Source organism: Streptomyces sp. KM273126, from assembly GCF_004337435.2.
GTDB classification, from domain to species: domain Bacteria; phylum Actinomycetota; class Actinomycetes; order Streptomycetales; family Streptomycetaceae; genus Streptomyces; species Streptomyces acidicola.
This window is the reverse complement of the sequence record NZ_SJXB02000002.1, coordinates 77,834-95,760: the sequence shown is the minus strand read 5'-3', so window position 1 is coordinate 95,760 and position 17,927 is coordinate 77,834. Positions and strand designations below refer to the sequence as shown.

Here is a 17,927-nt window from a genome sequence, read left to right as displayed (position 1 = left end):
GCACCCGACGCACCTGACGCACGCGCCGCCCCGGACGCGCCGGATGCACTCGACGCACCCGACGCACCCGGCATTCCTGACGTCATGAAGACCTCCCGAGGCGCGAGGGTCTTGCGGAGCCCGGTCCCGGGCTTCTCCCTCCATCGTGGCCGGTGTGACCGGTTATGGCCTGTTGAGTCCCGCCGGAATCTGTGATTCCGGGATGTCTGGGAGATTCTGTGCGCGAGATCTGCATAATTTCTGGAGATCGCGCGGGGAGGAACCACACGTGAGTGAAGCAAGCGGCAACGGCGGCGCATCGCACCGCCACCTCTGCCCGGAGTGCGCGGCACCGCGCACGCTGGACGGCACTCCGTCCTGCTCGTGCAACCGGCGCGCCTCGGAGGCCCTGCGCGACGCGCGCACGGCGGAGGCGGCGGCAGCCGAGGACTTCGACCCGTTACGAATACGGCCCTACGTCGAACTGAGCGGCGAGCGGGAAGCAACCCCGGCCGACGCACCCCCGTCGACCGCGCGGCAACCCGACGACGTCCCCACCATGGCCATGCCGGTGGCGTCCACGACGACCCGCCCGGACTCGGCCGACGTACGGCTCTTCGAGGACGACACCGCCGAACCCGCCCGCCCCGAGCCCGCCCATCCGGAACCCGCCGATCCCGAGCACACGGAGCCCACGCCCCCGACGCCTCCCGAGCGCGCGCCCCGGCTCAGCCGCCGCATGACGATCGCCGTCGCCGCAGCCGTCGCCACCGTGCTGGCCGCCGCGGGCTTCGCCGGCGGTCTCTTCTCGTACAACACGCCCACCCGCGACCACGCACTGCCGGACGACCTGCGGGCGAGTGTCCCGGACACGTCGGCGGACGACGAGGCCTCATCGGAACCCTCCGGGGCAACCCCGTCGACGGCCCCCGCGCCAAACGCCCCACCCGCACCGTCGAGCACGAGTCCGAGCGCGTCCCTCTCCACACCCGACAGCTCGGCACCCCCTCGGCCTCGCCGACCCCGACCCCGACCGCCACCTCCCCCAGCGCCACCGCCTCCGAGCCCCCCGGCTCCGGCGACGCCGACGAAGAGCCCGGCCCCCGAACCCTCCGCCGCGGCGACGACGGCCCCGAGGTCACCGAACTCCAGCTCCGCCTGCGCCAGGTGGCCGTCTACTTCGGCGACATCGACGAGAACTTCGACGAACAGGTCGAATCAGCGGTACGCCGGTACCAGTTCACCCGTGACATCGACGATGACGACCGGGGGGTGTACGGCGGGCCGACGAGGGAGAGGCTGGAGTCAGAAACAAGCGAGCCGTAGTCAATGCCCCCGGCCGGCGACAGCACCCACCCGAACCGCCCGCCGGGCCGGCCGCCGGGCAGACCGGCCAGCCGGTCGGCCGGACGCAGCGGGTCACCCCACCCGCACCCGTATCCCGCTCCCGTCGACCACGTCCACCGTCACCCCAGTGAGATCCGGCACCCACGCATCCGGCCGGTGGACCTGGGCCCGGGGCCCCACCCCGACCACCCGCATTCCCGCGGAGCGCCCCGCCGAGATCCCCGCCCCCGAGTCCTCGAAGACCAGACAGTCCGCAGGAGCGACCCCCAGTTCGGCGGCCCCCTTCAAGAACCCCTCGGGGTCGGGCTTGCTCGCCCCCACGGACTCCGCGGTGACCCGCACGTCCGGCAACGGCAGCCCGGCGGCACCCATCCGCGCGGTGGCCAACGCGACATCCGCAGACGTCACGAGCGCATGCGGCACACCGGCCAGCGAGGCCAGAAACGCCGTCGCGCCCGGAATCTCCACGACGCCGTCCACGTCCGCGGTCTCCTCGGCGAGCATCCGCGCGTTGTCGGCGTGGTTCTGCTCCATGGGCCGGTGCGGCAGCAGCACGGCCATGGAGGCGTACCCCTGCCGTCCGTGCACGACCTTCATGACCTCGTCTCCGTCGAGCCCGTGCCGATCGGCCCAGCGGCGCCAGATCCGCTCCACGACGGCGTCCGAGTTGACGAGGGTGCCGTCCATGTCGAGCAGGAGGGCACGGGCGGTCAGAACGGTGGTGGCCGTCATCGGCATGCTCCAGGAGACGGGAAGGGGCCGCGAACGGCCCCGGAAGGACAAGGTGACCCCGCCCGCCGGTCAGGGGTAGCGGGCGAGGGCCACTTTGTTCCTTCACGATACAAAACGGAGCCGCACCACGCCACCACTCCCGACCTGGGCTTTCACGGAAGGCGCACCCCGAGTTCACCCAGAAGCTCATTCGCGGGCTCGCCCACGGGTTCATCCGCGAGGCCGGCCCGGGCCCACAGTCCGCGGGCCCGTCAACGCGAGACCCCCGCCCCTCAGCCGACCACGGCCTCGTAGAGGCTCCACACGCCCAGCGCCAGCATCACCAGCGCCGCGACCTTGGTGATGAGCCGCAGCGGCACCCGCTTCATCAGCGCCTTGCCGCCCACGATGCCGAGCCCGGCCACCGCCCACAGCGCGAGCACCGCACCAAGGCCCACGGAGAGCGGGTCGTCGTAGCGGGCCGCGAGGTTGGCCGTCATGATCTGGGTGAGATCACCGAACTCGGCGACCAGGATGAGCATGAAGCCCGCCCCCGAGACCCTCCAGAAGCTCTGGTCCTTGGGCTTGCGGACCTCCTCCTCGCCGTCGTCGCCCTTCAGCAGAAGCATCGCCGCGCCACCGAGGAACAGCACGCCGGTGAGCGCGGACACAATGCGCCCCGGCAGCAGGGTCAGCACACTGCCGGCCGCGACGGCGAGCGCGACATGCACGGCGAAGGCGGCGGCGACACCGACGAAGACGTACGAGGCCCGGTAGCGCGTACCAAGAACGAGCCCGGCGAGTGCGGTCTTGTCGGGGAGTTCGGCGAGGAAGACGACGCCGAAGACGACCGCCATGACGCTGAAACTGATCACGATCCCTCAATCGGTCGGGGCTGCCCCGCCGAGAAAGACCGTCCACTGACGCGACACCTCGGCACGGCAGCACACGATGCACCCGCGCCGACGGGCACGGGTAGGTACCCGTACCGGACGGCACGGGCAGTGCACTGCTTGCCGAAGGTCTCGCTGGCCGGCCCCGTCACGGGGCCCGCCTCCGGGCGCCGGCTCAGCCGAGCTGAGCAGTATGTCGACGGTCCGGCGAAGAGCTACTCCCCTTCTGCGCCGTTCATCATACGGGACGGCGCAGACGCCCTGTGAGGGGCCGCCCGCCCCGAGCACCCCCGCCCGCAACAAAGCGGCACGTCAGAGGCTCGCCCCGAAATCCGACAGGAACCTGCACACCCCAAAGGCTTGTCCTGTCATGCGCACGTCACTAACTTCTCACCGAACGCTTACCCGCAGGAAACGGAGCGCCGCGAGAGTTCCGTTGCTCACACCCGACCACCCTCACCCCCAAGGGAGTTCGTATGCGCAAGTTCTACGCGCGTCGACGAGTCAGCATACTCACCGCGCTCACCGGTCTCATAGCCTCCGTCGCACTCTTCAACTCCCCGACCGCGTCCGCCGCGATGCCGACCCCGGTCAGCGGTGCCACCGCCCGCAGCTACCTCTCGCAGCTCACCGTGGCCACCGAGAACCGCACGGGCTACAGCCGTGACCTGTTCCCGCACTGGATCACCATCAGCGGCTCCTGCGACACCCGCGAGACGGTCCTCAAGCGCGACGGTTCGAACGTCGTCACCAACTCCTCTTGCTCCGCCACCAGCGGCAGCTGGTACTCCCAGTACGACGGCGCCACCTGGACCGCCGCCTCCGACGTCGACATCGACCACATGGTCCCGCTCGCCGAGGCCTGGGACTCCGGCGCGAGCAAGTGGAGCACCGCCCAGCGCCAGGCGTTCGCCAACGACCTGACCCGCCCGCAGCTCATCGCCGTCACGGACAACGTGAACCAGTCCAAGGGCGACAAGGACCCGGCCGAGTGGATGCCGCCGCGCACGGCCTACCGCTGCACGTACGTCCGCGCCTGGGTCCAGGTGAAGTACTACTACGACCTGTCGGTCGACTCGGCCGAGAAGAGCGCCCTGACCAGCGCCCTGTCCGGCTGCTGAACCGTTCCTCCGCACCCCGGCCGGGTGCCGAGCCCGTCCGGACCGTGACGCCGCGGTGAGACCCGGGCCTTCCCCTGAGCCCGCCCGGGCCTCACCCGGCACCGGCACCACCCACAGCCCCTGAGAGCCGCCGGCAACCGCCGGCGGCTTTCGTGGTCGACCGGCACCGCGGCGACCGCCGAGGCCGAACCGGAACCAGCGGAACCTCCCCGTTCCACTCCGTCGTTCCGTACCGTACGGGTCGACGAAGGAAGGTGATCGCCGATGGCGGGGCTGCGACTGGGGCCGCTGCTGAGATACGTGGACGACTCGTCCGCGACCGTATGGGTCGAGACGAGCCGTCCGTGCACCGCCGAGGTGCGCGGCGCCGACGGAGCAGGCGGCGAGGCCCGCACCTTCCAAGTGGCGGGCCACCACTACGCGTTGGTCCCGGTCACCGGTCTGCGTCCCGGCACGGCGTCGACGTACGAGGTCCTCCTCGACGGCGCCCCCGTGTGGCCCCTGCCCGACTCGCCCTTCCCGCCCTCCGAGATCCGCACCCCCGACGGGGACGGTGTCCGGGTCGCCTTCGGCTCCTGCCGCTGGGCCGCCCCTCCCACCCACGAGGCGGACCCGGTGGGCCCGGACGCCCTGGACACCCTCGCCGCCCGTATCGCCGCCGACCCCGCGGCCGAACGCCCCGACGTGCTCCTGCTGCTGGGCGACCAGGTGTACGCGGACGAGACGTCGGACGCCATCCGCCGCTGGCTCGCCGCCCGCCGCGACCTCACCGAACCTCCCGGCGACCAGGTCGCGGACTACGAGGAGTACACGCGGCTCTACTACGAGTCCTGGCTCGACCCGGAGGTGCGCTGGCTGCTCTCCACCGTCCCCAGCTGCATGATCTTCGACGACCACGACGTCATCGACGATTGGAACACCAGCGCCGCCTGGCTCGCCGAGATACGGGCCACCCCCTGGTGGCGCGAGCGGCTGCTGAGCGGGCTGGTGTCGTACTGGGTGCACCAGCACCTCGGCAACCTGTCCCCCGCCGAGCTTGCCGCCGACCCGCTGTACGCAGCCGTCCGCGCGTCCGCCGACGCCACGGACCTGCTGCGCGCGCACGCCTCCCGCGCCGACCAGGACCCCTCCTCGGTCCGCTGGAGCTACCGGCGCGACTTCGGGCGCGTCCGGCTGCTGATGGTCGACACCCGGGCCGCGCGCGTCCTGGACGAGGGCAAGCGGTCGATGCTGCACCCGGCCGAGGAACGGTGGCTGCGTGAGCAGGTGCTGGACACGCCCGGCTCGTACGACCACCTCCTCATCGGCACCTCTCTGCCCTGGCTGCTGCCCCACCTCGTGCACGACGCCGAGGCGTGGAACGCCGCCCTGTGCCGGGGCGAGCGCGGGGGGCGCTGGGCGCGGTTCGGGGAGGATCTGCGGCAGCGGGCGGACCTGGAGCACTGGGCCGCGTTCCCGGCGTCGTTCGAGGCGCTGGCCGGGCTCATCGCCGAGGCGGGGTCGGGCGAGCGGGCACCGGCGACCGTGTGCGTGCTCTCCGGCGACGTACACCACGCGTACGTCGCGGAGCCGTCCTGGCCCGAAGGGAGCGGCCCCCGCTCCCGTGTGCTCCAGCTGACCTGCTCGCCCGTGCACAACTCGATCCCGCTGTCCATCCGGCTCGGCTTCCGCTTCGGCTGGAGCGGCGTGGGGCGCGCCCTGGGGCGCTGGTTCGAGCGGCACGGTCGCGGTGAGCGGCCCTCCATCGACTGGCGCCGGACGGGCGGCCCGTGGTTCGGCAACCAGTTGATGACCCTGACCCTGCGCGGCCGCTCGGCCCGGCTGCGGCTCGACCAGGCCCGGGCGTCCGGGAACGGCGGCCCCCGGCTTGAGACGGTGACGGAGTACGAACTCACCCCCCAATAACCCCATTGTGCCCGTTTGTTGCATACGTTCCCGTGTCAGTTCTGTTGCCCCTGATGCACGTGAGGCATCCCACACCCGGTTACCTCAGGTCTCGGCTCCGGCCCCGTACGACGGCATGATGAGGCGGACCGTCCGCTTCCAGCGGACGGTTCTCCGTATCGCGTCCCCCATGCACGGGAGTCACACGCCTTGTCCGCAGCGACCGCCGCCCCCGCCGAGGGCCCCTCCGAGGACCCCGCTGAGGGCTCCTCCGAGGACCTCTCCGTCTCCCTCGCCCTCGTCGGCGCGGGCCCGCGCGGCACCAGCGTCCTGGAGCGCCTGTGTGCCTCCGCGCCCGACCTGCTGCGGCCCGGAACCCGACTGACCGTCCACGTCGTCGACCCCGCGCCCCCGGGCCCGGGACGGGTCTGGCGTACCGCCCAGTCCCCCCACCTGCTCATGAACACGGTGGCCTCGCAGGTGACCCTGTTCACCGACGAGAGCGTGGACTGCTCGGGCCCGATCCGCCCGGGGCCGAGCCTCCACGCGTGGGCGTCCGGGGAGTTGGGCCCCGACGAGTACCCGACCCGCGCCCAGTACGGCCGTTACCTGGAGTGGGTCTTCAGCGAGGTGGTGCGGGAGGCGCCGCGCGCGATACGGGTCGAGGTGCACACGGCGCGCGCGGTCCACCTGGACGACGCCCCCGACGGCCGCCAGACCCTCGCCCTCTCCACGGGCCGCACCCTGACCGGCCTGTCCGCCGTGGTCCTCGCCCAGGGCCACCTGCCGGAGGTCCCCGACCCCACCCAGCGCGACCTCACGTCGTACGCCGGCCGGAACGGCCTGCGCCACATCCCGCCCGCGAACCCGGCCGACGTGGACCTCGATCCCCTCGCCCCCGGCGAGCCCGTCCTCCTGCGCGGCCTCGGCCTCAACTTCTTCGACCACATGGCGCTGTTGACCACCGGCCGGGGCGGCCGCTTCGTGCACGGGCCGCGGGGTCCGCGCTACCTCCCGTCGGGCCGTGAGCCGCGCCTGTACGCGGGTTCCCGGCGCGGCATCCCGTACCAGGCGCGCGGCGACAACGCGAAGGGCCCGTACGGCCGTCACACCCCGCTCGTCCTCACCCCCGAGGTGATCGCGGGGTTCCGCAAACGCGCGGACTCGGGCGAGGCCCCCGACTTCCTGACGGAGATATGGCCGCTGGTGGCGAAGGAGGTCGAAACGGTCTACTACGAGGGCGTACTCAGCGACAGCCCCGCCCTCGCCGACTTCCGCGACCGCTTCCTCTCCACCCCCCATCGGGGCCCTGAGGAGACCGCCGTCCTCGACGAGTTCGGCATACCGCACGCGCGCCGCTGGTCCTGGGACCGTGTCGCTCGGCCGTACGGGGACCAGGCCTTCCCCGACCCCGGCGCCTGGCAGAGCTGGCTGCTCGCGTACATCGGCGAGGACGCGGCCCAGGCGGCGCTCGGCAACGTCGACGGCCCACTCAAGGCCGCCCTCGACGTCCTGCGGGACCTGCGCAACGAGCTCCGGCTCATCGTGGACCACGGCGGCCTGACCGGCGGCTCCCGCCGCGACCACCTGGACGGCTGGTACACGCCGCTCAACGCGTTCCTGTCCATCGGCCCGCCCCGCAGCCGCATCGAGGAGATGGCGGCCCTGATCGAGGCCGGCGTCCTGACAGTGGTGGGCCCGCGCATCCAGGTACGGCCGCAGGACGGGGCCTGGCACGCGCACTCCCCGGACGTCCCCGGCTCGGCCGTACGGGCGACCACCCTCATCGAGGCGCGCCTCCCGGAACCGGACCTGCGCCGGACCGCCGACGAACTCCTGGCCCGGCTGCTGAAGACGGGTCAGGCACGTCCGCACACCGTCGACGGTTACGAAACCGGAGGGCTGGACGTAACACCGCGCCCGTATCGTCTGATCGACCGTCAAGGAGTCACCCACGCACGGCGGTTCGCGTTCGGGGTGCCCACGGAGGGAGTGCACTGGGTGACCGCCGCCGGGGCCAGACCCGGTGTGGATTCGGTCACGCTGTCCGACGCGGACGCCGTGGCCCGAGCGGCACTGCACACCCTCGACCAGCAAGCGGAACATCAGTCAGACGCACATGCATGGCCGAATGTTGAACTTGCAAGCATAGATTAGGTCGACCTAACGTGGGCCACCGATCGGTATCCGTCCCCACCGGCCCTTCACAAAAGGACCGGGAAACCAGACCGAGGGAGTCCCCCCACATGACCGGACGCCTCAACAGCGCCCAGCCGTACGCCATCGGCCTGTTCCGCATCGTCATCGGCCTGCTGTTCGCCTGCCACGGCGCCATGGCGCTCTTCGGCGCCTTCGGCGGCGTGGACGGCAACGGCACCAGCGCCGAGACCGGTGCCTGGCCCAACTGGTACGCGGCCGTCATCGAACTCGTCGGCGGCAGCCTGGTCCTGCTCGGCCTCGGCACTCGTGCCGCGGCGTTCATCGCCTCCGGCGCCATGGCCTACGCGTACTTCACGGTCCATCAGCCCGATGCCCTGTGGCCCATCGAGAACAAGGGCGAGGGCGCCGCGATGTATTGCTGGTCTATGTTCCTGCTGGTCTTCACGGGCTCCGGCGCGTTCGGCGTCGACCGGTTCTTCGCGAACCGCTCGGCCACGACCGCGAAGAAGCCCGCCTCGGACCAGGCGCCCGTGGCGGCCTGACCCGCACCACGCACTCCGGCGCCCGTCTCCGCCCCGCGGAGGCGGGCGCCGCCGCACACCCCCGCCCCGCCCACCCCGGCGGCATCAGCGGTGAAGTCCAGCCACACCCTGTTCTCGGCTTTCCCATAAGCGGAATCCCGACGGCTCCACCCCCGGCGAACGAGCCGCCCTCGCGGGGCAGCAGCCATGTGAACAGCACGTGACGCCCACACAAGCCCCTGTGAGCCGTCCGTCACACCCGGGGCGTACGCTGTCTGGCTGTTACAGGCCGCCCCGGTGATCCCGGTGACCGGCGGCCCACGGGGGAGTCAGGGGAGTTGTCGGTGCTTGAGAGTGTGGGGTCGCTGGCTGCGAGCCCATGGATCTATGCCGTGGTGGCCGTCTCCGTCCTCCTGGACGTGTTCGTCCCGATCCTGCCGAGCGGCGTCCTGGTCATCACGGCGGCGACGGCGGCAGCCGCGGGCACGGCGTCGGGTGCGGACGACGTCCCGGACATCCTCGCCCTCCTCCTCTCCGCGGCGACCGCCTCCGTGCTCGGCGACCTGGTGGCGTACCGAGTGGCCCGCCGGGGCGGCGAGCGCCTGGACCGCGCCATCGCCCGCTCCCGTCGCCTCACCACCGCGCAGGAACGTCTCGGCGCGGCCCTCTCCCGGGGTGGCGGCGCCCTCGTCGTCCTCGCCCGCTTCGCCCCCGCCGGCCGCTCGGTCGTCTCCCTGGGCGCCGGCGCCGCCAACCGCCGCGTCCGCGACTTCCTCCCCTGGTCCGTCCTGGCCGGCATCACCTGGGCCACGTACAGCGTTTCCCTCGGCTACTTCGGCGCGCACTGGCTGGGCACGACGTGGATCGCCACGGCGGTGTCCGTGGGGGCCCTATTCGGTGCGGGTGCCGGGGCGGCGTACCTGATGCGGGAACGCTCCGCTGGGGGGCGGTAGGTCTCGTCTGCCGGGTTGTTGTGTGTGGTCGGCTGCGGGTTTCGTTGTGGCTGGTCGCGCAGTTCCCCGCGCCCCTTGGAAGCACGGGCGTACCCGCCGCCAGAACGCGCCGTGAGTTCCGCACACACCGCCGGTAGATCCGCACGCACCGCCGGCAGTTCCGCACGCACGACCAGCCCCGTACGTACTGCCAGCCCCGTACGCGCCGAAGGCAACGCACCCGACGCCCGCCCCCACCGGCCGGCAGCCGCGTACGCACGGCAGGGGGTGTGCCGGGAGGTGTCCGCCCGCAGCGGCCGGCGTCCGCCGCCGAGCACATACGACACCCCACAGACCCGCCGGACCGAGGACGGAGACCTCCCGGCACGCCCCCGACCCACGACGAAACCGCAGGCGCCCAAGCCACGACGGCGGGAAAGCCGCCCACGGGCCCCAGCTCAGGGAGACGCGGTCGCGCGACTCCCCCGCACCTCCAGCCCCGCCAACAACTCCGCCGTGGCCGCCGCCACGGCGTCCACCGCGCGGTCGAACACCTCACGGTTGTGGGCGGCCGGCGCCCGGAAGCCGGACACCTTGCGTACGTACTGGAGGGCGGCGGCCCGGATCTCGTCCTCGGTGGCTTCTTCAGGGAGGACGGGCGGACGGAGAGTCTTGATGCTTCGGCACATACGCCCAGTCTGCATCCGAGCGCTCCGTCAGGTTGGGTCGGCCAGTGGTTCTGCGATGCCGATGAGGTTGTCCCCCACGGGCCCGACGCGGACCGACCATCCCAGCGCTGTGAGGTCGCTCGCGAGCGCCCCGGCATCGTGGAACACCTTCACGACGCGGTACTGGCTGCCGTCATCGAGACGGCGCAGCACCGCGGGGACGGCCGCCTCCGTGAGGACTTCCTCGCTCGCGGCCGCGCCGGGACCGTCGTCGATGAAGATCGCTCTGCCGCCGGGCACAAGCATGGCGGCGACGGAGTTCCAGAAGTCGCGCAACCGGGTCGGCGGGATGTGTGAGAGCCAGAAGGCGAAGAACACCGTGTCGTAGCGCCGCGGCGGCTGCCACGCGAACAGATCGGCCTGAATGAATCGGACGTTGGGGGATGGCGTACGCGCACGCGCGATGGCCAACACCTCGGCGGATGCGTCGACGGCCGTCACCGAATGCGCGCGGGCGGCGAGCATCGGAGTCCACTGGCCCGTTCCGCAGGCCAGCTCCAGCACGTCCCCGATGACCGGAAGGTCGTCGACTGCTGTCAGCAACCGCTGCAGGGCCTCGCACTCCGCATAGGGCCGATCGTACTCAGCGGCACCTGCGCGGTAGTAAGCGAGTTGCTCCGCCAGGAGGGCGTCCTCTTCATGCAGGTGGCTGTCCGCTGGCTGCACGGGCTCTCCGTCCCTTGGTGACATTCCCCACCAGATCATCAGGTCTGCCCCCGAGGCAGGGTCAATCCGTGCCGTTGATCACGCGGGGATGCTGCACGTCAGTCTTCGTCCGCACCGGACAGGGCTTCGCTGATCACGCGGGTGGCGAAGTCGCGGTCGCCGGTGAGGCGGTTGATGTGCTCCGCCAGCAGGAAGGCGGTGACTTCCAGGGGATTCATCTCGTCCTCGGTCCAGTATCCGTACTGTTTGCGCCACAGACTGGGGCTCAGGCCGGTGCCTGCAGCGACGAGCAATCCGGCCATGGTGGGGATGACCTCGGGACGGACGCTCTTGGGCATCATGCGCATCGTCGCCACGAGGTTGGGCACCACACACGCGATGACGTCCTTGTCATGGTCCTCGTAGGCCATCCGCAGCCACTGCATGAACATGTAGATGAGCGTGCACGCGCCGTCCAGCATGTCATCGACTTCCTTGGGGCCCAAGGACGCGGTGAACTGGTCGGTCAGCGCCTGTTGTTCGGGGTCGGTCTCGGTCCTGCCGTCGTAGATGGCTTTGAGCCGAGAGTCGATCATCATGAGTGCTGCGCCCACATCGCCGGCGGGAGCGTGCTGGGGGTCGCAGGGCGATGACACAGAATTCCTCCTCCGCTGACCGTGGGTAGCACGGTATGTCCGTACCGTAGCCAGCCGATGAGACGAGGTTTGGACGAATCCCGATGAAGGGCCTTCTGGTGGCTGGCACCAGATCGACCGAAGGCGCCCTGCGCCACTCAAACTTCGACGGCACAAGCTCAAGATTCCGTGACAGAGGAAAACCTCCACTCATCGTGAAGCGCGAGAAGGAACTCGCATCCCAAAATCGAACAGGCGTAGCATTGCCGCGTGGCTGAGACCCATGACTTTCCGAGTGACCTCCTGGCCGGCCAGGAGGAGCTGCATCAGGTCCGGGCCGAGCTGCTGGCCCTGCTGAAACGGCTCCCCTGGTCGGTCAAGCCGCTGGACGGCTTCAGCGACGACCACGGCTGGCGCAAGATCGAGCGCCCCGCGTCCCCGGGCTGGACGGCCGACGAGCAGGCCGAGGTCGAGAAGCTGCGCGAGCGCGAGCGCGAGCTCGCCGTCTTCGTCAGCTGCCACCGCTTCTGGGCCGAGGTCGACACCCAGCACAAGGTCGACGCCCGGATGCGCCTCAAGCACGCTCACGAGACGACGAAGCCCCCGGACGGAACGGCGGAAGGCGCATGAACCCCGGAAGGGACATGAACACCGAAAGACCCCGGCCGCGATCGGCCGGGGTCTTCGTACCGGTGGGCGCGAACGGTCGCGAACCGCCGACATCCTGCTTTCACACGAACGGCCTCCCGGGAGAACCCCAGAAGGCCGCTGACCTGTCCACTTAAACCCGGTGGGCACGGACGGTTTCGAACCGCCGACATCCTGCTTGTAAGGCAGGCGCTCTACCGCTGAGCTACGCGCCCGGACGAGTCGACAGCCTACCTTGCCTCACGGTATGCGCCGCAAACCCGTATCGGGGGATAGCCGTGTCTAACGACTGAGCGGGAGTGCGTCCTGATACCAGAACCCATGCTCAGCCGCGTGCCCCCTGCGGTGTCGGGCACGCTGGTCACCCACTTTCGCTCCACTGCCGGGCGGCACGACTCGCGATCGTGGTCCGGGAAGGCGGGGGCGGGTTTCCTCACGCCGCGGGGTCTCCGATCGGGCCTGGGCGGTCCGATGCCCCACACGATCACTCCGGTCGTGTGGGGGCGGTGCCGTCCGTCGCCGGATCGGATACCCAAGGGCGCGTCGCCCGATCGCGATGCTGGCCGCATCGTGCCGGGACACTTGACGGGTGGGGGTGGTCAGCGGCTGCTGCCAGTGCTGAGCACCCCACCGGGATGTATAGGCCGGATCCACCGCGACCAGCGCGATGTTCTGCTCGGCGGCCATCGCCACCAGCCGGGCCTTGAGCTTGGCGGTGGGGAAGCGGGAGATCAGACGTCGGAACCGCTTGTTGCGGCCGTGCTTCTCCCGCATCTTGCCCTCGCTGAAGTCGAGGTCCTCGATGGCGATCGCCGCCGCCCCACACCGGCGGGTGTGGTGCAGCAGCCGGGTGAGCGCGTGCCGTAGCTGGGCGTCCCGGTGCGCAGTGCTGCCCGACAGGTCGTAGAAGAAGCGGCGGGGCTCGCCGACCGGGTTGCCGTGGATGTCCAGGTGCCAGGCGGCGAGGTGGTCGTCGTTCATGTCCACTGCCACCACGCCCCTGGCGAGGGCTGCTTCCAGCGGCAGGACCGCAGCAGGCGTGCGCTGCCAGGAGGCGGTCACGTACCAGCGGCGGCGCAGCGGGTCGTGGTGGATGCGGTAGGCCACCGCCCGGTTGACGCTGATCCGGTCCAGCCACTCCTCGCCGCGGTACTTGAACGCAGCGGCGGCGTCCAGCAGGTAGCGGCCGTGCGGGGCGTTGGCCAAATGCGTCAGGGCGGCCGGAAGCTTGATCGAGACCTGCCCGGTGTCGGTGATACGGATGGTCTCGTTGCCCAAACGCTTGCCGGACTCTCCGTCAGCGGCCAGGAACACCCGCGACGCCTGCCACCGCTCCCGCCACCCGCGCTCGTCCAGCCCGGCCTCATCCAGATGGTGGCGCAGATTCGCGAGCTTCTTGCCGCCGCGCACCACGCGTACCCCGCCCGCGGCCCAGTCCGCCTCCAGCCTGGCCAGCCGGGCCTTCAACGCGCACAGACGGCGGGACTTGGCATGCCACTCCGCCCGCGAGCCGTACCCACGAGGCAGCCCCTCACGCTTGTTCGCCTTGGCACCCAGCGGACGGGCCAGCCGGGCATCGAGCGCGGCGATCTGACCGCGCAGCCACGTCATGTGGGCGGCTTGGCCGCGCCGGGCCAGCGCCCACTGGTCATGTGTGGCCTTGGTGATGCTGCCCGCCCACCGCGCCGACGAGACACCGGACAGCTCCCGCTTGCGGACCGCCCAGGCGTCCGTGCCGTGTGTCGGTCCCTGTCGGGAGCGCACCGCGAGATCCCGTGATGCCAGCGAGCCGAGGAACGCACCGACCTCCCGCAACACCGCCGTATCCGTCTCCGATACCCGCAGCCGGGTCCGGATCGTCACCCCCGACGGGCCGGGCACCACAAACGGCGCCGCCACCTCCCGCAGTCCGCCCACCCCTTCACCCCCGGCGTCGAAGATCCGTCACCCCTCCAACGACCCTCGATCCCAAAGGTCACGCATTCGATACAAGAACTCCCATTCAGTAATTTCAATCCACCTCTGATCCGGCAGCGGCCCGGATCTCCCTCGGCGCGCCCGCTCCGTACCGTCGGACTCAGCGACACCGTCGCGTCTCCTGGCGATCGCCGCCGACGCCTCGGTCACCGTGCGAACGGCGAACTGAACGCCCCGTGTGTTCGTCCTTACCAGGTGGGAGAATGACACCTGGCAGAGCGGATCACAGCACGGGAGAGGGATGTGACGGCGACACCACGGCGGCCGGACACACTGTTTGCGTCACGCGCGCAGCACCCAGCGTGTCCCCGCCCGGAGAGGCCGTCCCGAGACCGTGACGCGGCGAGACGTCGCCGCGGGCCGTCCGGCGCCACCGGCACTGCCGACACCGCCGACACTGCCGACACCGCCGGCACCACCGGCACCGTCGCCACCGCCCGTGACCTGCTGATCCTCATGTCACTCCCCGTGCTCGCCGCCCTCGCGCTGCCCGCGGCCTTCGCCGGCGGCGGCACGCGGCGGTGGTTCGGAGGGCGGGCCGAGAACCAGCGGGCCGAGGCGCAGGCCGCGAAGGACGCCGCGGCGGCCGCGTTCTACGAACTCGACACCGCCCAGCGCGATCTGCGGATCTCGATAGAGACCATCACGGCCGTCGACGACTCCCCCGCCGCCCGCCGGGCCGTGACGGACTTCGACGCGCTGGGGCGGCGCATCGACGAGGTCAGCCACCAGTACATCAACGCCGTCGACGCCCACGACCTCGACCGCGACGACCTGGAGGCCGCGGTCGCCTCACGTGCCCGGGCCGAGCTGACCACCGCGAAGGACGAGCTGACCCGGGTCAAGCGGGAGCTGGACCGCTTCGCCGACGGGCTCGGCCCGCTGCTCGGCAAGGCCGAGACCCAGCTGGCCCGGCTCGCCCCGGCCGTGGAGCGCGCCCGCCAGGCCCTGCTCGCCGCCACCAACGCCCTTGACGCCGTGCGGAGTTCAGGGCTCAAGGCCGACGACCTCGCCGCCCGTCTGGCCGCCCTCGGCCCCGAGCTGACGAAGCTGAACCAGGGCGCCGGACAGCACGGCGTACCGCAGACGCTGGAGCGTGCCGAACGGGTCGCGCGGGACGCCGAGGCGGTGCGCGCGGAGGCCGAGCGGCTCCCGGAGCGGGCCGCGGAGATCGACCACCGGCTGGTGTCGCTGCGTACGCGGGCGGATGCGCTGCGCACCCGGTCCGGGCAGGTGGAGCCGATGCTGAGCGAGCTGCGGCGGCGGTTCGCGGCCGCGTGCTGGCAGGACCTCCAGCAGGTGCCGGAGCAGGCGGCTCAGAGCGTCGCGCAGGCCGAGCTGAAGCTGCGGGAGGCACAGGCCGCGCGGGACGAGCAGCGCTGGCCGGACGCCACCTCGCTGCTGTCGACGGTACGGGCGCTGCTGAACAGCACGGACGAGGCGGTCTCGGCGGCCGGTGACCGGCTCCGGCGGCTGAACGCCGTGCAGAAGGACCCCCAGCAGGAGATCGACCGCACCCGGTTCGCGCTCCGCGACGCCCAGCGCCTGGCCATGGCGGGCCGCTCCACGCCCGACCCGCGGCACGCCCGCCCGCTGGACGACTCGGTCGCCCGCCTGGAGCGCGCGATCGTCACGCTGGAGGGACGGCACCCCGACTACTGGCACTTCCTGACGGAAACGGAGGCCGTCCGGGCGACGGTGGCCCGGGTGGTGTCCCAGATCCGCGGGGAACGGGGTTCGGGCGGCGCGTGAGACGCCACGTGCGGCGGCGCGTGAGGCGCCACCTGCGCCGGCACCTGCGACGGCGCGTGAGGCGCTGCGCGCTGTTGGCGCCACGGCCCTGACGGGCGGATATTGAAGGAAGGCAACGAAGGTACGTACGGCCTCCACCACGCCCGAGGGAGGCGGACATGGCCACGCACGCGCACCCCGAACCCAGGCAGCGGATCCGGCTCGACGAGCACCTGCCGGTCGACCACCGGCTCAGTACGGTCTACCGGATCGGAGCGGGCCTCATGGGGCTCGTACTGCTCGCCTTCGGCATCCTGGGCCTCATCAACAAGGTCGGCTTCTTCAGCACCGGCGGGGCCACCGTCGTGGGGCTGAACACGAACGGCACGCTCAGCGTCCTGTCCATCTGCATCGGTGTGCTGCTCTTCGTGGGCATGGTGATCGGCGGCAACTTCGCGTCCACACTCAACATGGTGGTGGGCGTCGCGTTCATCCTGAGCGGCTTCGTCAACCTGGGCCTGCTGGACTCGAACTACAACTTCCTCGCCTTCCACATCCAGAACGTCATCTTCAGCTTCGTGTACGGGCTGCTGCTGATGACCTTCGGCATGTACGGGCGGGTGGGGACGGCCCTGCCGCACGACAACCCGTACTGGAAGGCCCGCCATCCGGGCCGGGAGGAACAGGCCGAGCCCGCGGCGAATGCCGGCGCCCTCCCGCGAGGAGAGGACGCCGGCTCCTGACTCAGGTGCGGTAGGCGAAGTACACCGAGGTCGGGTACTGGGCGATGATGCTCGCCACCGACCTGCGGTAGGTGTCCGCGTCGTGGTACGTCAGGTACGGCACACCGCTGGAGCTGCGGTACGTCGTCATCATGGAGTGGTCCTTGGACCCGTTCTTGTCGAAGTCGATCTGCATCACGTCACCGACGTCCATCTGGTAGACGTTCGCGAGCGGCGTGGTCCGCTTGGCGGTCTGCGTGAACCAGGACCACTCGTTGACGCCGATCCAGGCGTCGGCCGTACCGTTCGACGCGTAGTACCAGGTGTCGTACTCCTCGGGCGTGACCGTGGAGATCTGCTTCCAGCCGCCGGCCAGCAGGCCCTGGCTGAGGTAGTTGGTGCAGTCCCCGCCGAGCGAGTTGTACTTGCGGTACGCGGGGTTGTAGTCCTTCCAGTACTTCTCGGTGTACGTGGCCATCGCCGCATAGTCGTACGTGCCGCCCGTGAGCTTCTTGGGCTTGGCGGGCGCGGGGAGGGTCGTGGCGGCCTTGGGGGCGTCGATGACGGCAAACGTCGAAACAGGAGCGCTCGGGGCCCGGGAGGCACTGCTCGCCGCCCCGGGCTGACCGGCGGCCGCCGTCGCGGCGGGGTCGTTGATCGGCCGGGGGCCGTTGTCCGTCGTGCGCAGCCCGGACAGCTGCCAGGTGCCGTCGGGCTGTGCGGTGAAGGTGAGTTCGTGGTGGGCCCGGAAGCCGGTCGTGTCGGGCTCGTCGCCACGGATCTTCGCGTAGGTCAGGGTCGTGGTCTCGGTGACCCGGACCGTGGCCTGCTGCCCGTTCACCTGGGTGCTGTCCACGGTGACGTCGGTGTCGGCGTCGGTGTAGGCCTCGCCCAGCGCCGCGAGGCGGGACCGGGTGTCGCGCAGGGCGGTCACCGCGGTCCCCTCCGTCCGGCTGACGGCGGCGGACAGGTGGGCGCCGCCCGTCGCCTTCAGGGCCGTCCGGGGAGCCTGGCCGTCGTCGAGCAGGGCGGCCGTACGGTCGGTGAGTACGGCGTCCGCCATGCGGCCGAAGGTGTCGGTGGTCGCGCTGGTGACGCGGGGGGCCTGGGGCGCCGGCTCGTCGGCGGCGTGCGCGGTGGCCACGGGGAGCAGGGTGGTGGAGAGGGTCACCGCCGCCAGGGCGGCGCACCGGCGGCTCAACATCCTTGTTTTCACGGGGAGTTCTCCTTGACCCCGGGGTGGTCGGGCCCCGGGGAGGGAATCTTTACATGTCCTCCTCAACCCCTCCACAC

General features: G+C 71.1%; 17 protein-coding genes and 1 tRNA gene. 9 read left to right on the top strand and 9 right to left on the bottom strand.

Annotated features, from left to right (window positions below):
• Positions 1-453: 453 nt before the first annotated feature.
• Positions 454-966, bottom strand: a complete 513-nt coding sequence (locus E0500_RS45170) for a hypothetical protein (RefSeq protein WP_309505257.1) — start codon at positions 964-966, stop codon at positions 454-456.
• Between the two features lie 180 nt (positions 967-1,146).
• Here E0500_RS45170 and E0500_RS45165 point away from each other — a divergent pair, with 180 nt between their 5' ends.
• Entirely contained in the window at positions 1,147-1,305 is a 159-nt protein-coding gene (locus E0500_RS45165) for a peptidoglycan-binding protein (protein ID WP_309505256.1), read from the top strand.
• Between the two features lie 93 nt (positions 1,306-1,398).
• Here E0500_RS45165 and E0500_RS30980 read toward each other — a convergent pair whose 3' ends face one another.
• Entirely contained in the window at positions 1,399-2,064 is a 666-nt protein-coding gene (locus tag E0500_RS30980; protein WP_131571617.1) for an HAD family hydrolase, read from the bottom strand.
• Between the two features lie 266 nt (positions 2,065-2,330).
• A complete protein-coding gene (locus tag E0500_RS30975; protein ID WP_131571620.1) occupies positions 2,331-2,912 on the bottom strand; it encodes a TMEM165/GDT1 family protein in 582 nt (193 codons plus the stop codon).
• A gap of 494 nt (positions 2,913-3,406) precedes the next feature.
• Here E0500_RS30975 and E0500_RS30970 point away from each other — a divergent pair, with 494 nt between their 5' ends.
• The 5 genes from E0500_RS30970 (at position 3,407) to E0500_RS30950 (ending at position 9,569) form a co-directional block, all read left to right on the top strand.
• On the top strand, positions 3,407-4,051 hold the full coding sequence (locus E0500_RS30970; protein WP_131571623.1) for an HNH endonuclease family protein: 645 nt from the start codon (positions 3,407-3,409) through the stop codon (positions 4,049-4,051).
• A 264-nt stretch (positions 4,052-4,315) separates the two neighbouring features.
• A complete protein-coding gene (locus tag E0500_RS30965) occupies positions 4,316-5,956 on the top strand; it encodes an alkaline phosphatase D family protein (RefSeq protein ID WP_131571626.1) in 1,641 nt (546 codons plus the stop codon).
• 309 nt (positions 5,957-6,265) lie between these two features.
• A complete protein-coding gene (locus tag E0500_RS30960; protein ID WP_258573831.1) occupies positions 6,266-8,092 on the top strand; it encodes an FAD/NAD(P)-binding protein in 1,827 nt (608 codons plus the stop codon).
• A gap of 89 nt (positions 8,093-8,181) precedes the next feature.
• Positions 8,182-8,637, top strand: coding sequence for a DoxX family protein (locus E0500_RS30955; RefSeq protein ID WP_131571632.1), 456 nt, complete (start codon positions 8,182-8,184; stop codon positions 8,635-8,637).
• Positions 8,638-8,960: 323 nt separating this feature from the next.
• On the top strand, positions 8,961-9,569 hold the full coding sequence (locus E0500_RS30950) for a VTT domain-containing protein (protein WP_131571023.1): 609 nt from the start codon (positions 8,961-8,963) through the stop codon (positions 9,567-9,569).
• 437 nt (positions 9,570-10,006) lie between these two features.
• Here E0500_RS30950 and E0500_RS30945 read toward each other — a convergent pair whose 3' ends face one another.
• The 3 genes from E0500_RS30945 to E0500_RS30935 all read right to left on the bottom strand — a co-directional run bounded on the left by E0500_RS30945 (position 10,007) and on the right by E0500_RS30935 (position 11,577).
• Complete coding sequence (locus E0500_RS30945) at positions 10,007-10,237, bottom strand: DUF2277 domain-containing protein (protein WP_181587292.1); 231 nt, start codon at positions 10,235-10,237, stop codon at positions 10,007-10,009.
• 27 nt (positions 10,238-10,264) lie between these two features.
• A complete protein-coding gene (locus tag E0500_RS30940) occupies positions 10,265-10,942 on the bottom strand; it encodes a class I SAM-dependent methyltransferase (protein ID WP_309505255.1) in 678 nt (225 codons plus the stop codon).
• Between the two features lie 98 nt (positions 10,943-11,040).
• On the bottom strand, positions 11,041-11,577 hold the full coding sequence (locus E0500_RS30935; protein WP_131571029.1) for a hypothetical protein: 537 nt from the start codon (positions 11,575-11,577) through the stop codon (positions 11,041-11,043).
• A 249-nt stretch (positions 11,578-11,826) separates the two neighbouring features.
• On the opposite strand from E0500_RS30935, the gene E0500_RS30930 reads away from it, so the two are divergent.
• Positions 11,827-12,186 (top strand): hypothetical protein, encoded by a 360-nt coding sequence (locus E0500_RS30930; protein WP_131571032.1) that lies wholly within the window; start codon positions 11,827-11,829, stop codon positions 12,184-12,186.
• Between the two features lie 161 nt (positions 12,187-12,347).
• Here the strand turns inward: E0500_RS30930 and E0500_RS30925 are convergent.
• Both E0500_RS30925 and E0500_RS30920 read right to left on the bottom strand, forming a co-directional pair.
• Positions 12,348-12,419, bottom strand: a tRNA-Val gene (locus tag E0500_RS30925).
• 67 nt (positions 12,420-12,486) lie between these two features.
• Positions 12,487-14,121, bottom strand: coding sequence for an IS200/IS605 family element transposase accessory protein TnpB (locus E0500_RS30920; protein ID WP_131571035.1), 1,635 nt, complete (start codon positions 14,119-14,121; stop codon positions 12,487-12,489).
• Positions 14,122-14,637: 516 nt separating this feature from the next.
• Between E0500_RS30920 and E0500_RS30915 the strand changes: the two genes are divergently transcribed.
• Both E0500_RS30915 and E0500_RS30910 read left to right on the top strand, forming a co-directional pair.
• Entirely contained in the window at positions 14,638-15,933 is a 1,296-nt protein-coding gene (locus E0500_RS30915) for a hypothetical protein (protein WP_258573678.1), read from the top strand.
• A 158-nt stretch (positions 15,934-16,091) separates the two neighbouring features.
• Positions 16,092-16,655 (top strand): DUF4383 domain-containing protein, encoded by a 564-nt coding sequence (locus E0500_RS30910; protein WP_131571040.1) that lies wholly within the window; start codon positions 16,092-16,094, stop codon positions 16,653-16,655.
• Position 16,656: 1 nt separating this feature from the next.
• Here the strand turns inward: E0500_RS30910 and E0500_RS30905 are convergent, their stop codons facing one another.
• Positions 16,657-17,850 (bottom strand): amidase domain-containing protein, encoded by a 1,194-nt coding sequence (locus E0500_RS30905; RefSeq protein ID WP_399120331.1) that lies wholly within the window; start codon positions 17,848-17,850, stop codon positions 16,657-16,659.
• Positions 17,851-17,927 lie beyond the last annotated feature (77 nt).

Coding starts and splice junctions, on each gene's coding strand:
- E0500_RS30910 (WP_131571040.1), top strand. CDS start 16,092: ATGGCCACGCACGCGCACCCCGAACCCAGGCAGCGGATCCGGCTCGAC.
- E0500_RS30980 (WP_131571617.1), bottom strand. CDS start 2,064: ATGCCGATGACGGCCACCACCGTTCTGACCGCCCGTGCCCTCCTGCTC.
- E0500_RS30970 (WP_131571623.1), top strand. CDS start 3,407: ATGCGCAAGTTCTACGCGCGTCGACGAGTCAGCATACTCACCGCGCTC.
- E0500_RS30945 (WP_181587292.1), bottom strand. CDS start 10,237: ATGTGCCGAAGCATCAAGACTCTCCGTCCGCCCGTCCTCCCTGAAGAA.
- E0500_RS30915 (WP_258573678.1), top strand. CDS start 14,638: ATGTCACTCCCCGTGCTCGCCGCCCTCGCGCTGCCCGCGGCCTTCGCC.
- E0500_RS30965 (WP_131571626.1), top strand. CDS start 4,316: ATGGCGGGGCTGCGACTGGGGCCGCTGCTGAGATACGTGGACGACTCG.
- E0500_RS30955 (WP_131571632.1), top strand. CDS start 8,182: ATGACCGGACGCCTCAACAGCGCCCAGCCGTACGCCATCGGCCTGTTC.